General features: G+C 53.1%; 13 protein-coding genes and 1 other RNA gene. 2 read left to right on the forward strand and 12 right to left on the reverse strand.

Going from position 1 to position 16,425, the window contains the following annotated elements:
• Positions 1-67 precede the first annotated feature (67 nt).
• Positions 68-1,810, forward strand: coding sequence for an ABC transporter ATP-binding protein (locus G3M78_15005; protein QPJ66640.1), 1,743 nt, complete (start codon positions 68-70; stop codon positions 1,808-1,810).
• 3 nt (positions 1,811-1,813) lie between these two features.
• Here the strand turns inward: G3M78_15005 and G3M78_15010 are convergent, their stop codons facing one another.
• From G3M78_15010 to G3M78_15065, 12 genes are all read right to left on the reverse strand, one after another.
• Positions 1,814-2,782 carry an acetyl-CoA carboxylase carboxyltransferase subunit alpha gene (locus G3M78_15010; protein QPJ66641.1) on the reverse strand — a complete coding sequence of 323 codons (969 nt, stop codon included), beginning with the start codon at positions 2,780-2,782 and terminating at the stop codon, positions 1,814-1,816.
• A gap of 59 nt (positions 2,783-2,841) precedes the next feature.
• The gene (locus G3M78_15015) at positions 2,842-3,924 is read right to left on the reverse strand and encodes a hypothetical protein (protein ID QPJ66642.1); all 1,083 of its coding nucleotides are present in this window, start codon (positions 3,922-3,924) and stop codon (positions 2,842-2,844) included.
• A gap of 99 nt (positions 3,925-4,023) precedes the next feature.
• Complete coding sequence (gene lpxD, locus G3M78_15020; GenBank protein QPJ66876.1) at positions 4,024-5,052, reverse strand: UDP-3-O-(3-hydroxymyristoyl)glucosamine N-acyltransferase; 1,029 nt, start codon at positions 5,050-5,052, stop codon at positions 4,024-4,026.
• Positions 5,053-5,073: 21 nt separating this feature from the next.
• Complete coding sequence (locus G3M78_15025) at positions 5,074-5,793, reverse strand: ABC transporter ATP-binding protein (protein QPJ66643.1); 720 nt, start codon at positions 5,791-5,793, stop codon at positions 5,074-5,076.
• Positions 5,786-7,063 carry a lipoprotein-releasing ABC transporter permease subunit gene (locus tag G3M78_15030; protein QPJ66644.1) on the reverse strand — a complete coding sequence of 426 codons (1,278 nt, stop codon included), beginning with the start codon at positions 7,061-7,063 and terminating at the stop codon, positions 5,786-5,788. The genes G3M78_15025 and G3M78_15030 overlap by 8 nt, the downstream gene beginning before the upstream one ends.
• A 60-nt stretch (positions 7,064-7,123) precedes the next feature.
• Complete coding sequence (gene lysS / locus G3M78_15035) at positions 7,124-8,629, reverse strand: lysine--tRNA ligase (GenBank protein ID QPJ66645.1); 1,506 nt, start codon at positions 8,627-8,629, stop codon at positions 7,124-7,126.
• A 56-nt stretch (positions 8,630-8,685) separates the two neighbouring features.
• Positions 8,686-10,272: a ribonuclease Y gene (gene rny / locus G3M78_15040; GenBank protein ID QPJ66646.1), complete on the reverse strand. Its 1,587-nt coding sequence runs from the start codon at positions 10,270-10,272 to the stop codon at positions 8,686-8,688.
• Between the two features lie 32 nt (positions 10,273-10,304).
• Positions 10,305-10,877 (reverse strand): 5-formyltetrahydrofolate cyclo-ligase, encoded by a 573-nt coding sequence (locus G3M78_15045; protein QPJ66647.1) that lies wholly within the window; start codon positions 10,875-10,877, stop codon positions 10,305-10,307.
• A 259-nt stretch (positions 10,878-11,136) separates the two neighbouring features.
• Positions 11,137-11,318: non-coding RNA, 6S RNA (ssrS, locus tag G3M78_15050), on the reverse strand.
• 56 nt (positions 11,319-11,374) lie between these two features.
• Positions 11,375-11,668 carry a cell division protein ZapA gene (locus G3M78_15055; protein ID QPJ66648.1) on the reverse strand — a complete coding sequence of 98 codons (294 nt, stop codon included), beginning with the start codon at positions 11,666-11,668 and terminating at the stop codon, positions 11,375-11,377.
• A 24-nt stretch (positions 11,669-11,692) separates the two neighbouring features.
• Positions 11,693-11,992, reverse strand: coding sequence for a hypothetical protein (locus G3M78_15060; GenBank protein ID QPJ66649.1), 300 nt, complete (start codon positions 11,990-11,992; stop codon positions 11,693-11,695).
• A 76-nt stretch (positions 11,993-12,068) separates the two neighbouring features.
• Positions 12,069-14,150, reverse strand: a complete 2,082-nt coding sequence (locus G3M78_15065; protein QPJ66650.1) for a phenylalanine--tRNA ligase subunit beta — start codon at positions 14,148-14,150, stop codon at positions 12,069-12,071.
• Between the two features lie 146 nt (positions 14,151-14,296).
• On the opposite strand from G3M78_15065, the gene rnr reads away from it, so the two are divergent.
• Complete coding sequence (rnr, locus tag G3M78_15070; GenBank protein ID QPJ66651.1) at positions 14,297-16,411, forward strand: ribonuclease R; 2,115 nt, start codon at positions 14,297-14,299, stop codon at positions 16,409-16,411.
• Positions 16,412-16,425 lie beyond the last annotated feature (14 nt).

Raw genomic sequence — 16,425 nt, forward strand, 5'->3', positions numbered from 1 at the left:
GTCTTCCCGTCGCGGCAAATCGCCGCCGAATGACAAGACCGGTTCTTATATTTTTCCCGAAATACCGATGAAATCCCTCACCCGCGTTCTGAGTTATTTAAAACCCCATTCGCCCTATGTATTCGCGACCCTGGGCCTGGCCATCGTCACCACCCTGCTCGACCTGGTGCCGCCCTGGTTGATTAAAATCATCGTCGATCAACTCGTCGACAGCAACGCCGCAGAGGCCGCCTCGGTAGACAGCGGCCTGGAATGGCTCGTCGCGGGTCTGGTGTTCACTTATTTTGCCAGAAATTTTTCCAATCACAAACGGATCATCCTGAACAATAAAGTCGAGCAACGCATTGTTTTTGACATCCGCTCGCAATTGTATCGCGCCGTACAAAAACTGTCCCTCAGTTTTTTTGAAAACCGCTCCACCGGCGAATTGATGTCGCGCATCAACGACGACGTGACCTATGTCGAGCGCATCTTCATCGACGGCGTGGAACAAGCCCTGACCGCCGTGCTGACCCTGGTCGGCATCACCGTGATTTTATTTTATCTGCACTGGAAACTGGCGATCGCGGCTTTGATCCCGATTCCCCTGCTGGTTTACGGGGCATGGAAATACACCGTCAAAGCGCATTCACAGTATCACGTCGTGCGCAAAAGCGCGGCGCGAATGAATTCGTTCCTCCAGGACAGCATCTCCGGCGTGCGGGAAACTTTTTCTTTCAATCGCCAGTCGCACGAGATCAAACGTTTCGAAGAACGCAGTCAGGAATATTGCAACGGCACGCTCGAGGTCATGCGCCTGTGGTCCTATTATTCGCCGTCGATGATGTTCCTGGGCTCGCTGGGCACAGCCTTCATCCTCTGGTACGGGATCGGTTTGGTTGGCGCCGGGGAGATCAGCGTCGGCACACTGGTGGCTTTCATTGGTTATCTCGCCCTGTTTTATACGCCGATCAACCAGTTGCATTCGGTGAATCACATGCTCCAGCACGCGCTCGCCTCGGCGGAACGCCTGTTTGATATTCTCGACCAGAAACCGGACATTGTAGACGCTCCGAACGCTTATCTGCCCTCTGCCAATTGTCAGGGGAAAATCAGTTTCGACAAGGTGAGCTTCTCCTACATTCCCGAAAAGCAAACGCTGAACAATATTTCATTTGAAATTCAGGCGGGCGAACAGATTGCATTGGCGGGTCACACGGGGAGCGGAAAATCGACCATCGTCAAACTCTTGATGCGTTTTTATGATCCGCAGGCCGGATCGATACGCATCGACGGTCACCCCATTAAAGATTTGAAACTTTCTTATCTGAGGGAACAGATCGGCTTGGTCTCGCAGGACCCTTTCCTGTTCAACGGAACGGTCGCTGAAAACATTTCATACGGAAATGTCGAAGCCTCTCGCGAAGAAATCGTTCAGGCGGCTCAAGCCGCAGGAGCGGAAGCCTTCATCGCCAATCTGCCCAACGGCTATGACACGCGGGTTGGCGAAAGAGGCGTTAAACTGTCGGGGGGAGAAAAACATCGCATCGCCATCGCCCGGATATTCCTCAAGAATCCGCCGATCATCGTTCTCGACGAGGCCACCGCTTCCATCGACACGCAGACGGAAGCGATCATCAAGCAAGCGCTGGAAACCCTGATGTCCGGTCGAACCACCTTCGTCATCGCGCATCGCCTGTCGACGCTGGAGCGTTGCACGCGCATCATTGTGCTGAAAGAAGGACAACTGATCGAATCTGGAAGTCACGAGGAACTGATCGCCGGACCGTCGGAGTACGCCAGCCTGTTCAAAGATCAGGTTTATCTGTAAGGATTATTTTTCAGAGTCGATGATTTCGCCCATATTGCGGAATTTATCCAGGCGTTTTTCCAGCAGTTCTTCCATTGAAAATTCAGAAATCATCTTGAAATTGGAGCGCAGGGCTTTTCGCACCAGAGCCGCGGCGCGTTTGTGGTTGCGATGCGCCCCGCCGAGAGGCTCTTTGACCACCTGATCCACCACCTTCAAGGCGAGTAATTCTTTCGAGGTCATGTGCAGAGCTTTCGCCGCCTGCGGTGTTTTTTCCTTGTCGCCCCAAAGGATCGAGGCGCAACCTTCCGGCGATATGACGGAATACACCGCATGTTCCAGCATCAAGATACGGTCCCCCACGCCTAACGCCAAAGCCCCGCCGGAGCCGCCTTCGCCGATCACAAAAACCATGATGGGAGTTTTCAGCGTCGACATTTCAAATAAGTTTGTCGCAATCGCTTCGGACTGACCCTTCTCCTCGGCGTCGATTCCGGGATACGCGCCCGGCGTATCGATCAGGGTCACAACGGGAATCTGAAATTTTTCCGCAAGCCGCATCAGCCTCAGGGCCTTGCGATAACCCGCCGGTTGCGACATGCCGAAATTTCGTTGTATCTTCTCTTTGGCGTCGCGACCTTTTTGCTGACCAATGACCATGACCGTCTGGTTTTCAAACTTGGCAAGCCCGCCGACAATCGACGGTCCATAGCCGCCGTGGCGGTCTCCGTGCAATTCTTCAAAATTGGAGAAAATATATTTGATGTAGTCTTTGGTGTAGGGACGATCCGGATGCCGAGCGACCTGCGTCATCTGCCAACCATCGAGGTTGGTGAACACGTCGTGCTTCATATGACGCAGTTTCTTGGTCAGCTTGAATATTTCATGCGTGATGTCGCCAACGCTATCATACATATGCGATAAGGAAACCAATTGACGAATCTGATTTTCCAACGCAAAAATTTCTTTTTCAAAATCGAGAATTTGAACCATTTTGCAAGTCCCGTAACTGCGATAGCTTCCGCAATTATTTTTATATTAATACCGCCCTATTAATAAAAACCAAATACCGGATGTTGCAGGCGCGTCAACGTTTTGGATTCAGCCAATGCTCGCGCTCCTTCGCCGCCTATCCGGTTTTGCCCCAGTTTCAAAGATTGAAGGTTAGCGAGGCTTTGAGAATTTGCAATCGCTTTTGCCCCCTTGTCTCCAATCAGATTGAAGTTTAAATTCAAGCGTTTCAAATTCACAAGCTGTGTCGCCTGAGCCAGCGCCCGCGCGCCTTCGTCGGTGATGCTGTTACCCGACAGGTTCAGGGATTCCAAACGTTTCAGATTTGCGGTTTGCGCCAACGCCAGCGCCGTCGCATCCGTCAAACCCGAACGTTCCAGATCGAGTTCAATGATGTCTGCCGCGTAGGTTGAATTCAACAACACCGACATCGCGAGATCGCCGTGCAGGATAAGCCCCACCTCGTTCATCCGCGATTCTTTGTGCAAACCCTCGATTCGTTTGAGGATATTGAATCGTTCGTAGGTCTCTTTCCCTTGCTGTCCAAGCAGATTATACGCCAATCCCACTTTTTCAATATTTTTTAAATACTCGGAGCTGAATAATTGTTTCGCCCCTTCATCACCAATGCGGTTGTAATTGAGGTTCAATTCTTTAAGCTTCCCCAAACTTTTGGAATCAGCAAGGGCTTTGGCGCCTTTATCGCTGATCAAATTCCGGTGCAGGTTCAATACTTCAAGATGCTCAAAATTCTGGGCGTCCGCAATGAACCGGGCGCCTTCGTCGGTAATGTGATTGGTCTCCAATGAAAGCGAGGTCAAGCGATGCAAACGGTCCGATCCGGCCAGCGCCTGCACGCCCTGATCTCCCAGGCCGCCATCGTAGATCACCAGTTCTTCAACCGTTTCCATGATCGGGAATCGAGCCAGCGCCTGCGCGCCCGCGTCGCCAAGATAAATGCCGTTCAGGCGAAGCACCCGGTCGTTCCGTTTGAGTTTTCGCTCGATGTATTTGTGGATTTCCGCTTCCGTCCACGGCGTGGGAGCCGCCACGGCCAGATTGAACAGGAACACGCAAAGCAAACCGAAAACGGTTCCCAGTTTATGGGTGAAGTAAATTTTCATAACGATGCATCTTTTTCGTCAAAGTCGATCTTCGTGAATCGCTGAAATAATTATTTGATGATGCGCGTCCATCCGTCGCGCGCATATGAAGGCTCTATTCTACTGTCTGGAATTTTCATTTTCAATGCCGTTCAAACGAGCTTCCATTTCCTTTAATTTACGCGCCATGTCCGTCAATCGAGTCCACTGAACAACGTAACGCCGCCACGAAGACGCCGGTAAGGCTGGAGATCCCGCCCACACCTGCCCGTCTTCGATATCGCGAAACACTCCCGACTTGGCGGCGACCGTCACCTGATCGCCGAGCTTGACATGATCTGAAACGCCGGATTGTCCGGCGAGCACAACATACTTTCCCAAGGTGCAACTCCCAGCCAGACCGACCTGCCCCGCCAAAATGGAATGCTCGCCCACTTCGCAGTTGTGCGCGACTTGCACCAGATTGTCTATTTTGGTTCCCTTGCCGATGCGCGTCACGCCGATTCCCGCCCGGTCAATGCAGGAGTTGGCTCCCACTTCCACGTCGTCCTCGATCACCACGCGGCCGATTTGATTGATTTTGTAATGCCGTCCCGTTTCGTCCAGAGTGTAACCAAATCCGTCGGCGCCCACCACCACGCCTGCGTGAAGAATCACGTTCTGCCCGATCTCGCTGTCCGGGTAAAGGGTGACGTTTGGATGCAAACAACTGTTGGCGCCAACCCGGCATCGCTCGCCGATATGCACGGAAGACATCACCACGGCTCCGTCTTCGATCCTTGAATGGTCTCCTATGTATGCAAAGGGAGCGATTGACACATTCTCGCCGATGACAACGTCGGCGCCAATATGTGCGCGCTCGTCGATGCCCGCCTGCGGACGGGGCAGAGGGTGAAAATGATTCAACAATTTTGCGAACGCCACCGAAGGGTTCGCCGTGACCACCTGATCCTTGTCAATCGCCTGCGCCTGATCCACCAGAACCGCCGATGCCTTTGACTCCTGCAAACGCGGTAAAAACGCTTTTTTGGTCAGATAGGTGATGTGACCGGCTTCTGCGCTTTCCAATGATCCCACGCCGTCGATGACGCGCGCCGGGTCTCCATTGACAGTTCCGCCGACCAGTTTCGCGATCGCTTCCAGGGTGATGGGGGATTCCATATGAACTCCTTATAATGTGATATTCTCGTCCAGGGGTTTCAGTTTTCCGTCTGTCAATTGCAGGACGCGATCCATCTGACTCGCCAGCTTCTGGCTATGCGTTACAAAAATAAATGTGTGGTTCAGGTCTGCGTTGAGTTTCTGGATCAACTCCATGAAAGCGGCGCCCGCTTTCGCATCCAGATTGCCGGTGGGTTCGTCCGCCAGCGTCAGGTCGGGTTCGTTGATCAAACCGCGCGCAAGCGCGACACGTTGCGTTTCTCCGCCGGACAATTCGCCGGGCTTGTGCTGCATGCGATCCTTGAGTCCCATTCCCTCCAACAGCCGTTCCGCTTTGCCCTGCGCGATCGATTTGCTTTCGCCGCCAATCAAGGCGGGAAACATGACGTTTTCCAGCGCGGAAAAATCGCCGAGCAGATTGAACATTTGAAAAACAAAACCGACATGCCGGTTTCGAAAGTTTTCCAGATAGCCGTTTTTTTGCTGAAAGATGCTCTTCCCCATGAACAGGATGCGCCCGGCATCCGGCCGATCCAGACCGCCCAGAATATGCAGTAAGGTGCTCTTCCCGACCCCGGAGGCTCCGACAATGCCCAGCATTTCGCCTCTGGCGACCTGCAATTCCATCCCCTGCAATACATGCAATTCATCGCGCGGGGTCTTGAAGGTTTTACAAATCCCTTCCGCCGCTAATAAAGGCGTTGCTACAGTCGACGCGCGCTCACTCATAGCGCAATCCATCCACCGGATCCAGTCGCGAGGCCTTCCAGGCTGGATAGAGAGACGCGAGGAAACAGATGCCTATGGAAAACACGACGATGAGGAAGGAATCCATGTACTGGATTTCTGAAGGGAGCTTGTCCAGATAATAGACGTCGCTGGGAAAGGCGGTGATGCCGAAAATGCTCTCAATGAAGCCGACGATCTCATTCAAATTGGGAACGATCGTGAATCCTCCCGCGCAACCGAGCAGGGTGCCCACAACGCCGATGATCAAGCCTTGATAGCTGAATATTTTGATAATACTTTTGTTGGTCGCGCCCATCGATTTCAGGACGGCGATTTCCTTGCTCTTCTCCAGCACAACCATGAACAGGGTGCTGATAATATTGAACGCCGCCACCAGAATGATCAAAATCAGAATGATGAACATCACGATTTTTTCCAGCTTGAGAGCGGAAAACAGGTTCTTGTTCATTCGCATCCAGTCGCGCACATAAAAAGGGAAACCCAGTTTTTCCTGAAGGTTTTTAGCGATCACGGCGGCTTGCTCAATGTCGCTCACGCGAATTTCGACGCCGGTGGCTTTGTCCCGCATGGAAAAAAATTTCTGCGACGCGCCCAGGGAAATGAAGCCCAGGCTGGAATCGTATTCGTACATTCCCGATTCAAAAATACCTACGACTTTCAATAATTTCATTTTGGGGATCAAACCGACCGGCGTGATGCGCGGAACGGGAGAGACCATCGACACCACGTCGCCCACTTCAACGCCCAGCTTGCGCGTCAATTCCCTACCAAGGATGACGCCTGCGCGCTCCATCGTATCGCCTTCCGATGAAACCTCGGTAGACGCATTCAGAGCCGCCAGCGAACCTTCCACCAGATTTTTTTCGAGGTCGGAGACCGTCGCTTCGCGACCGGGATCAACGCCGCGCATGACCACGCCGGAGACCCGGCCTTCAAAAGTCAACATCACCTGGCTCATGATGAAGGGGGCGGCCGCGACCACGCCTTCAATCGTCATCGCCTGGGCGGCGACCTCGTCGTATTCGCTGATCGCCGCGCGGTCGATATTCGTCACCACAATATGGCTGGTGGCGCCCAGTATCTTGTCGCGCAAATCCTTGCCAAAACCGGACATGACGGCGATGACGACGATCAAAGCGAGAACGCCCAGCGCCACGCCGCCGACGGATATCCATGTATTGAGGGAAATGAAACGCTGTCGCTTGCGAACGCCAAGATGCCGTAAGCTGATGAATAGTTCGTAGGACATGCGTGGATGCTTCCGAAAAGTTTATATCAAAGGCCCAGGAGGATCAGCCGGGAAAAAAGATCAGGATTCTTTTTTCATCTGAGGAAATAGTATGACATCGCGGATCGACAACGAATTGGTGAACAACATCGCCAGCCGATCGATTCCAATCCCCTCGCCAGCGGTGGGGGGCATGCCGTACTCCAGAGCGCGGATGAAATCCGTATCCATCATATGCGCTTCTTCGTCGCCCGCCAAGCGATCTTTCACCTGCGATTCGAATCGGGCCTTCTGATCGATGGGATCGTTCAACTCGGTGTAAGCGTTGGCGATTTCTTTGGCGCCCACAAACAGTTCGAAACGTTCCACCAACTCGGGATCGTCTTCTTTCTTTTTGGAGAGCGGGGACAGTTCCAGCGGATAGTCGATGATGAAAGTGGGTTGGATGAGTTTGGGTTCGACAAATTCATCGAACAATTTGCCGAGGATTTTTCCATAGTTATCGTTTTTATCGACGTGAATGTGATGGCTCTTCGCCAGTCGCGCCGCCGAATCCAGATCGGCAAAATCCTTCGCGTCCAGTCCGCCGAGTTCCACCAAAGAATCCTTGAAAGCCAGACGCGCAAAGGGTTTGGAAAAATCAACCATCGTCGGGGGAGTTTCTGCCGAGCCGACGGTTATGGGAAACTCCAGAGTGTTGAAAACCGTCTCGCCAATGTAGCGGAACAACTCTTCAGTCAAGTCCATCAGTTCTACATAATCTGCATAGGCGGTGTAGAACTCCAGCATGGTGAATTCGGGATTGTGCTGGGTCGAAATGCCTTCGTTGCGAAAATTGCGGTTGATCTCATACACCCGCTCAATGCCGCCGACCACCAGACGTTTCAAAAATAATTCCGGCGCGACGCGCAAAAACAAATCCATATTGAGCGCGTTGTGATGGGTCTTGAAGGGCTTCGCCGTGGCGCCGCCGGCAATCGTTTGCATCATCGGCGTTTCCACTTCCAGATAATCGCGGTCGTTCAGAAATTTTCTCAAAGCCTGAATGATTTTACTGCGGTAGACGAAAACTTTTTTCGAGTCCGGGTTGACGATCAGGTCGACATAGCGTTGACGGTAACGAATTTCGATGTCCTTGAGACCGTGCCATTTCTCCGGAAGGGGCAGAAGCGATTTCGACAACAGGGTCACTTTTTCGGCGAACAGGGACAACTCCCCCGTCTTGGTTTTGTTGACGGTTCCCTCGACGCCGATGAAATCGCCGATGTCGAATTTACTGAATATTTCATACGGCTCTTCGCCGCCGATATTATCTTTTTTGACGTAGACCTGAATCTTGCCGGAGCGATCCTGAATATTCACAAAGGTGGTTTTGCCGTGCTTGCGGCGCGTGAGGATGCGACCCGCCGCGATACAGCGAACGCTGGCCGATTCCAGCGTTTCCTTGTCTTTTTCGGAATGATCGCGGATCAAGTCCCCGATGTTGGCGTTGGGTTTGAAACGGTTGACGTAGGGGTTGACGCCCTGCGCTCTCAATTCGTCCAGCTTGTCTCTTCTGAGTTGAATCAGGTTACTCGTGTCTTCCATTGGACCTGTTAAATAAAGGAAACGTCGATAATACGACGGAAATTAAAATCAGCCCGTCACCGGGCAACTTGCGAATATCGGGTTTCCCGCACGACGGTCACCTTGATTTCACCTGGATAAGTCACTTCTTTTTCGATTCGCCGCGCCACGTCCTTGGCCAGCATGTCGGCGCCGGTATCGTCCACTCCGTCCGGCAGAACAATGATGCGCACTTCCCTGCCCGCCTGAATGGCGTAGGTTTTTTCAACGCCCTTGAAGGAATCGCCAATCTCTTCCAGCTTGGACATGCGTTTGACGTAAGTCTCCAGCATTTCGCGACGCGCCCCGGGTCGGGACGCCGAGATCGTGTCCCCGGCGGAAACCAGAACGGCGTACAAGGAGGTCGGCTCCTCGTCCTCATGGTGCGAGGCGATGGAGTTGATGACGTATTCGTGTTCGTTGTAACGTCGCGCAATTTCGATGCCCAACTGCGTGTGCGTCCCGTCTTCCTGCTGGTCCACGGCTTTGCCGATATCATGCAACAATCCCGCACGCTTGGCAAGTTTGACGTCCAGTCCCAGTTCCGCCGCGATGCCGCCGCAAATCCAGGCCACTTCCTTCACATGCTCCAGCACATTCTGCGTGTAGCTGGTGCGATACTTCAAACGCCCCAGCAATTTGACCATGTCGGGGTGAATGTTGTCGAGTTCCAGATCGATCACCGCCTGCTCGCCCGCTTCCAGAATCTGCTGGTTCACTTCTTTTTTACATTTGTTGACGACTTCCTCGATGCGACCGGGGTGGATGCGTCCGTCCTGGGTCAGCTTCTCCAAAGCCCGTCGAGCGATCTCGCGGCGCACCGGATTGAAACCGGAAAGCACCACCGCGCCCGGCGTGTCGTCGATGATCAAATCCATTCCCGTCGCCTGTTCCAGCGCGCGAATATTGCGCCCCTCGCGGCCGATGATGCGTCCCTTGATATCGTCGTTAGGCAATTCCACCACCGCCACCGAAGTTTCGGCGACATGGTCGGATGCGAGACGCTGTATCGATTCGGTGATCAGTCGACGCGCCTCGTCTTCGGCCCCGCGCCTTGCTTTCTCTTCAATTTTCTTAACTTCCTTGGCCGCTTCCAGGCGGGCTTCATCCACCACCTTGCGGCGAATCTCCTCGCGCGCCTGCTCCGCGGTAATGGAACTGATCGTCTCCAAGCGGCGAATTTCTTCTTCCGCCAGATCCAGATAACGTTGTTTCTCTTCAACCAGGCGTTTTTCCTCGCCTTCCAGACGTTGCAATTTTTCCTTATAGACTTTTTCAAGCTCCGTGGTTTTCTGCACCGACGCCCTCAGCCCATCTTCTTTTTTTCTGAATTCGTTTTCCAGATCGCGGATTTCTTCGCGTTTTTGTTTCAACTCGTTTTCCATCTCGGCTTTGGCGGCAAGTCGTTTTTCGCGCGCCTCGATTGCCGCAGTCTTGGAGCGGTTTTCCGCCTCCCGCTCCGCTTCCATAATAATTTTCCGGCCCTGCTCTTCAGAATTCTTTATCTTCGATTCAACCAGCATCTTTCTTAAAATGTAACCTATTGCGTAGCCCCCCACGAGGGCGAAAAACATGCCGATCAAAAGCGTGCTCAAATTGACATGGATTGTGGTAAACAAATGCATGATTCACCTCAAGTTATATATGATAAACCGCTTCAAGCGGAGTGATGCTGACATTGAACGACTCGGGACTCGGTCACAATCCATTCCACAGCCTCGTCATTCTCAGTCTGCGGAACCGATTCCAGAATCTGGAAGTCAAACGCCAGCGCAATGCGCGCCGCCGTTGTTTTCTTCAAAAACCTATCAAAATAACCGGCGCCATAACCGATTCTGGCCCCCTCGCCGTCAAACGCCAAGCCCGGCAGAAGAAGACAGTCCAGCAATTCCGGCGACGACAAGTCCTGAGAACTGATCCGCGGTTGCGGGATTCCCATCGGACCTTTATCGAGAACGTCTCCCGGCTTGAGTTGGCCCAATTGAAGATCAGGCTCGCCCCGATTCACCAGGGGAACGTATACGCTCTTTCCAAGCTCCCACGCTGTTTCAAGAATACGACCGGTTTGAATTTCATCCGGCATGGACAGAAAAACCAGCACATGCTTCGCTTTCTCAAACGTTCCTAACGACGCAACGCGCGCGGCAATCCGAGCGCTCTTTTCTTCGCGCTCCACCGCATTCATCGAGCGCCGTCGCTCCAGCATTTTTTTACGGATAGTATCTTTCAATGGCCGGATATATCAGGGAGGAAAATAAACAATAAACCGCCTGCAAGAACACAAACGACCTGATCGCGAAGCCAAATATTCCGGAGGAGAAGACCCTCCGGCCTGCAAGGATGAAACAAATCGCCGGGCGAAAATCACGAAAACCCGGTCTTGATTCAACTTCTATTCACAGACGCCGCCAACTCATTTTTGTTATTTCGAATTCCAGTAAGAAGGCCCGGACCTTTGACTCGCACCATATTCTCCAACCTGGTAAAGCGACCCCCCCGTCAATGCCGTAGACGAATCATTTTTTGAACCTATCTTACAATAGGTGGGGCTTTGGTATACTGTTTTAGGCTTCCCTCCTTCGAAGGCTTGCTCACCACAGCCGATTCCTCAACCCCTTCTCAAAAATGTTGGCTCAAAAATCAGACTCGGCTACAAACACAACAGGGAGGCTTACCTTACCTGTGTCACAGGGTAGCATAGTAATATAAACCCAGCAAGGTTAAATGTCAGAAAACCCCTTTGGTTTTAATACTTTGAACCTTTTCTTCCAAACCTTCGACAACTTTTTCCAAACGTTGTTTACTGTCCGATTGCATACCGCTCTGAACCTTCTTCGCTTCCATCAATTCCTGGGCGATATTCAGGGCCGTCAACACTGCCAAATCGGCGGTCGTCATCTTACTCTTTCCGTTAGCGGATAACTCCCTCATCTTTTCATCGACATACGAAGCCACCGTTTCCAGATCGGGTTCAGAATCGGTCTTGACGGTGTAAACTTTGCCATATACCTTGATTTTCACATCATCTCCGCTTTCATTAAATCTCTAGGCAAAATCCAAATCTTCCATTTTTTTCAACAAGCTGGCGGCTTTTTCACGGATTCTTGATTTTTCGACGCCCCATTTAAGACTTTGGGTTTTAATAGCGACCAATTCTTCGATATGGTTTTCAAGAACCGCCTTTTCTTCTTCCCATTGCTCGCGGTCTTTTCCCGCATTTTCGAGACGCTCCTCTGTATCGCGGAGCGCTTGCTCCAGTCGGCTGTTTTCCTGCACCAGGAAATCCAGTTTCTGGTTCAAGGTTTCAACGACGGCTTCCAAGCGTGTAAACAATTGTTCAGGCATAATCGAATCCTAGCGCCAGCATAAAATGCTGTCAATCGCCATTCCCTGCTACGAAAACTAAAGGCGCATTAACAAACTATTCGCGTAGCGTCGCGCCCAGCTTCTCGGACAGGGTGTTGACAATTTTTTCAAAAATGGGGTTGATCTCATCATCCGAGAGCGTGCGGTCGGGCGACTGAAACGAGAGCGAATAAGTCAGGCTCTTTTTGCCTTTTTCAATCTTTTTACCCTCGAAATGATCGTACAAATCAATCCGCCGCAACAACGGCCCTCCGGCGGCGCGTATCTGTTCGGTCAAGGCTCCGGCCTTAACCGCCCGGTCGACCAGCACGGAGATATCGCGGTACACTTCGGGAAATTTCGGAATCGAATGAAATTTTGGAGGCTCGGGCAATCGCTCCGTCAGCGCGTTGAAATCCAACTCGAACGCATAGGCGACATGCGGCAATTCCCAGGCGCGCTGGATGGCGTCGCTCAAGGCTCCGATATAACCGACGACGACTCCGTCGATCAGGCAGTCGGCGCCGCCGGGCGCCAGGAAGTCCCGATCCGTCGCTTTCAATTCTATAGTCATCCGTAAATCGGAGATCGCAGTCTCCAAAGCGCCCTTGATGTCGTAAAAATCACAGGACGCGCCGCTTTCCTTCCACACATTCGGTTCATAGGGGCCAACCGCCAGAGCCGCAAGCGCCGCTGTTTCTATTCGTTCGCCCGCCTCTGTTCGATAAAAAATAGCGCCCTGCTCGAACACCCGCACCGGTTTCTGGCCGCGACTGATATTGCCTTTCGCCGCATTCAGCAATCCGGGAAGCAAACTGACGCGCATGACGCCCAACTCTTCGCTCAGAGGATTGTTGAGGGCGATGCACTGCGCCGCCTTGGGAGCGAAGGCGGACATAAAATAGCGCGCCTGTTTCTCCGCGCTGAAACTGAAGTTCACCGCTTCGCAATAACCCGCCTGACTCAGCGCGTTTCTCGTTTGCCGAGTCGCCTGCTGTTGCGGCGTGAAGGCGACGGCCTGAATCGCTCCGCGCGGCGCTTCGGGTTCGATGTTGCGGTAGCCGCGCAAGCGGGCGATTTCCTCGATCAATTCGATTTCGCGTTCGATGATCGGCCGAAAGGATGGGATCGTCACTTCAAACGAATCGCCGGATTCGGCGACGCCAAAACCCAGCCGTCTCAAACAATCGCTGATTTCATCGGCGCTGATTTCCGTTCCGAGAATTTGTCGAACGCGGGCCGGTCGCAAGGTCACCATGCGCGCGCCGCTTGGGCGCGAGACCAGGTCGATGCGTCCCTTGCGAATGCTTCCTCCCGCCAATTCGCGGATCAACAGAGCCGCGCGGGCCTGCGCCTGAACCACGCCCTCAAAATCCACTTCTCTTTCAAAACGCATCGAAGAATCGCTTCGAATTCCATATTTCTTGGAAGCTTTGCGCACCGTCGGCGCATGGAAACAGGCGCTCTCCAAAATCACCTTGCGCGTTTTCTGCGTCACTTCACTGCCCTGCCCGCCCATGATTCCGGCCAGCGCCGCAGGTTTGCTCGCGTCCGCGATCACCAGCGCATCGTCGCCCAACTTCAATTCGGTTCCGTCCAGCGCGGTGAAAGCCTCGCCTGAGCGGGCGCGGCGCACAATGATTTCCGAACCCGCGAGCAGGTCCGCGTCGAAGGCGTGCAGGGGTTGTCCGTATTCCATCAGAACATAATTCGTGATATCGACGATATTGTTGATCGGTCTCAAGCCAATCGCCGTCAGGCGATCCGCCAGCCATTGTGGCGAGGGCTTCACCTCGACGCCGTCGATCGCCAGCGCGGAATAGCGCGCGCAAAGTTCCGGTTCGTTGTTTGTGACTTTAAGGCAAGCGTCGATTGGGTCCGGGCCCCAAACCGCTTCCAGCGCCTGCATGGGCGATTCGATCTTGCAGGGCGTTCCCGCCAGCGCCGCCAGTTCGCGCGCAACGCCCATATGGCTCAACGCGTAACCGCGATTCGGGGTGACGTTCAATTCAAGCACGTCGGCCTTGCGTCCGTCGGACAAAAGCGTCTGCTCCTGCGCCTCCACCTCCAGCCCGCCAAAGGTCAACAAACGCCCGACTTCTTCGGTGGACAATTCAGGGTCGACGTAGTCTTTCAACCAATCCAGATAAATTTTCATGCAGGAGTTCTTTCCTTTGTTCAAATGCGTTGTGGCTGAGAATTATAAGTGATGGTTTGTTAAAAAGCAAAATCGCTCTGAAACAATATGATTGTATTGACTGGGCGTTGCGATTATAACCGAAAGCATAACCTAAGGAACTTCTTATGGAACTCAGTCAGGAATCCATTCTCAAGCGCATTCGGAAAAAAGCCCTGCGGCCTTTGAAAATTGCAGAGATGGCCCGCAATCTGTCAATCCCCGAACCTCAAAGAAAAGCCTTTCGTAATCTCATCAAAGAGATGGCGGCGGCGGGAAAGCTCATCAAAATCAAGGGCAGTCGCTACGGTCTTCCCGAAGAGATGAGCCTGGTCACCGGTTCTCTGATGGGGCATTCCGGCGGCTTCGGGTTTGTCACGCCCGAGACGCCCGATGGGGAAAGCGACGTCTATATCCACCGCAAGCACATGAAAGATGCGATGCATCAGGATCGCGTGGTGGCGCGCGTGCATTCGACTGAATACAATAAACGCGAAGGCCAGATCGTTCAGATTCTCGAACGCAAAACCACGAAGCTCACCGGATTGTATGAAAATTTCGGCAAAGAGGGCTGGGTGGTTCCCACTGAAGATCGCTACTTCCACGACATTTTCATACCGGCGCGCAATAAAATGCGCGCTCAGAACGGGCATCTGGTCGAAGTTGAAATCGTCTCCTACCCGACCTCGCGGCAACCGCCGATCGGCAAGGTCACACATATCATCGGCTTTTCAAACGATCCCGAAGCCCAGGTCAAATCCATCTTTCGCAAACACGACGCGCGCCTGGATTTTCCCGAAAAAGTGTTACGCAGCGCCGAGTCTATTGATGAAACCATCCCTAAAGCTGAATTCAAAAAACGCAAGGACCTGACCGGCAAGACCCTGTTCACCATCGACGGGGCGAAGGCCAAGGATTTTGACGACGCGGTTTCATTGGACAGTTCCGCTTCCGGCTATCGTCTCGGCGTTCATATCGCCGACGTGGCGCATTACGTCCTGCCCGATCAAGCCATCGACAAGGAAGCCTACGAACGCGCGACCAGCATCTATTACCCCGACGGCGTCATCCCCATGCTCCCCTTCCGCCTGTCCAATAATATATGCAGTTTGAAACCCGACGTGGAACGTCTCGCCGTTTCAGCCTGGATTGATCTCGACCCAGACGGCGTAGTGACCGGTTTCAAATTTTTCAATTCCGTCATCAAAAGTTGCCGAAGGCTCACCTACTCAGAAGCCGCCGCATCCGACGACCCGGAGGAGACGCCTTCCTTGCCGGACGAAATACGCGAAACCTTGATGGAGATGAAAAAACTCAGCCGCATCCTGCGCAAGAAACGTTTCAAAGAAGGGAGCGTGGACTTCCAGATTCCAGAAGCCGCCATCGTCATGTCTGAGAAAGGAACCGTCGAGCACATCGGCCTGGCGGAACACAATTGGGCGCACGAAATGATCGAGGAATTCATGCTCTGCGCCAACCGATGCGCGGCGCGATTTCTGAAAGAGAAAGAGGTCCCCGCCATCCACCGCATTCACGAAGAACCCGACGCGGCAAAGATCAGCGCCCTGCGCGATTTCATCAAAGGACTGGGCATTCGCTGGAACGCACCCGAACCCCTGCGCTCGGTTGACATTCAAAAGCTGGTTGAAAAAGTGAGAGGACGCCCGGAAGAGCGCGTGATCAATGTGCTTCTCCTGCGCTCCATGAAGAAAGCGATTTATTCTCCCAACGATATCGGCCATTACTGTCTCGGCTTCCCGGACTACGTCCACTTCACCTCGCCGATTCGGCGTTATCCTGATCTGGCGACGCATCGACTGATCAAGACGCACCTGACTCACAAATGCAAGGGGCCGGAACGCCGACTACTGCTCGGCTATATCACCGAATGCGCGGGTCATACCTCGTGGAAGGAACGCAAGGCCATGGAGATCGAACGCGACGTGAACGATCTGCGCCAGACGCAGTACATGGCGGACAAAACGGGGAAACATTTCGAGGGCTATATTTCCGGCGTCCAGTCCTTTGGTTTCTTTGTGGAACTGAAAGAAACTCTCGTTGAAGGACTGGTTCGCATGTCCAGCCTGACCGACGATTATTATATCTTCATGGAAGCCGAGCATAAATTGCAGGGCCAGCGCCGCCATCAAATTTTCAAAATTGGAGACAGCGTCGAAGTCCGCGTCGTTTCCGTCGATATCGCCAAACGTCGGATCGATCTGGCCCTGGTGAAAAAACTCTAGGCGAACTTCCCAAC

The sequence above is a fragment of the Candidatus Nitrohelix vancouverensis genome (genome assembly GCA_015698305.1).
GTDB classification, from domain to species: Bacteria; Nitrospinota; Nitrospinia; order Nitrospinales; family VA-1; genus Nitrohelix; species Nitrohelix vancouverensis.

Excerpts from the sequence above, each read along its gene's own strand:
- G3M78_15005 (QPJ66640.1), top strand. The coding sequence starts at position 68 with ATGAAATCCCTCACCCGCGTTCTGAGTTATTTAAAACCCCATTCGCCC.
- G3M78_15010 (QPJ66641.1), bottom strand. The coding sequence starts at position 2,782 with ATGGTTCAAATTCTCGATTTTGAAAAAGAAATTTTTGCGTTGGAAAAT.
- G3M78_15015 (QPJ66642.1), bottom strand. The coding sequence starts at position 3,924 with ATGAAAATTTACTTCACCCATAAACTGGGAACCGTTTTCGGTTTGCTT.
- G3M78_15025 (QPJ66643.1), bottom strand. The coding sequence starts at position 5,793 with ATGAGTGAGCGCGCGTCGACTGTAGCAACGCCTTTATTAGCGGCGGAA.
- G3M78_15030 (QPJ66644.1), bottom strand. The coding sequence starts at position 7,063 with ATGTCCTACGAACTATTCATCAGCTTACGGCATCTTGGCGTTCGCAAG.
- lysS (QPJ66645.1), bottom strand. The coding sequence starts at position 8,629 with ATGGAAGACACGAGTAACCTGATTCAACTCAGAAGAGACAAGCTGGAC.
- rny (QPJ66646.1), bottom strand. The coding sequence starts at position 10,272 with ATGCATTTGTTTACCACAATCCATGTCAATTTGAGCACGCTTTTGATC.
- G3M78_15060 (QPJ66649.1), bottom strand. The coding sequence starts at position 11,992 with ATGCCTGAACAATTGTTTACACGCTTGGAAGCCGTCGTTGAAACCTTG.
- G3M78_15065 (QPJ66650.1), bottom strand. The coding sequence starts at position 14,150 with ATGAAAATTTATCTGGATTGGTTGAAAGACTACGTCGACCCTGAATTG.
- rnr (QPJ66651.1), top strand. The coding sequence starts at position 14,297 with ATGGAACTCAGTCAGGAATCCATTCTCAAGCGCATTCGGAAAAAAGCC.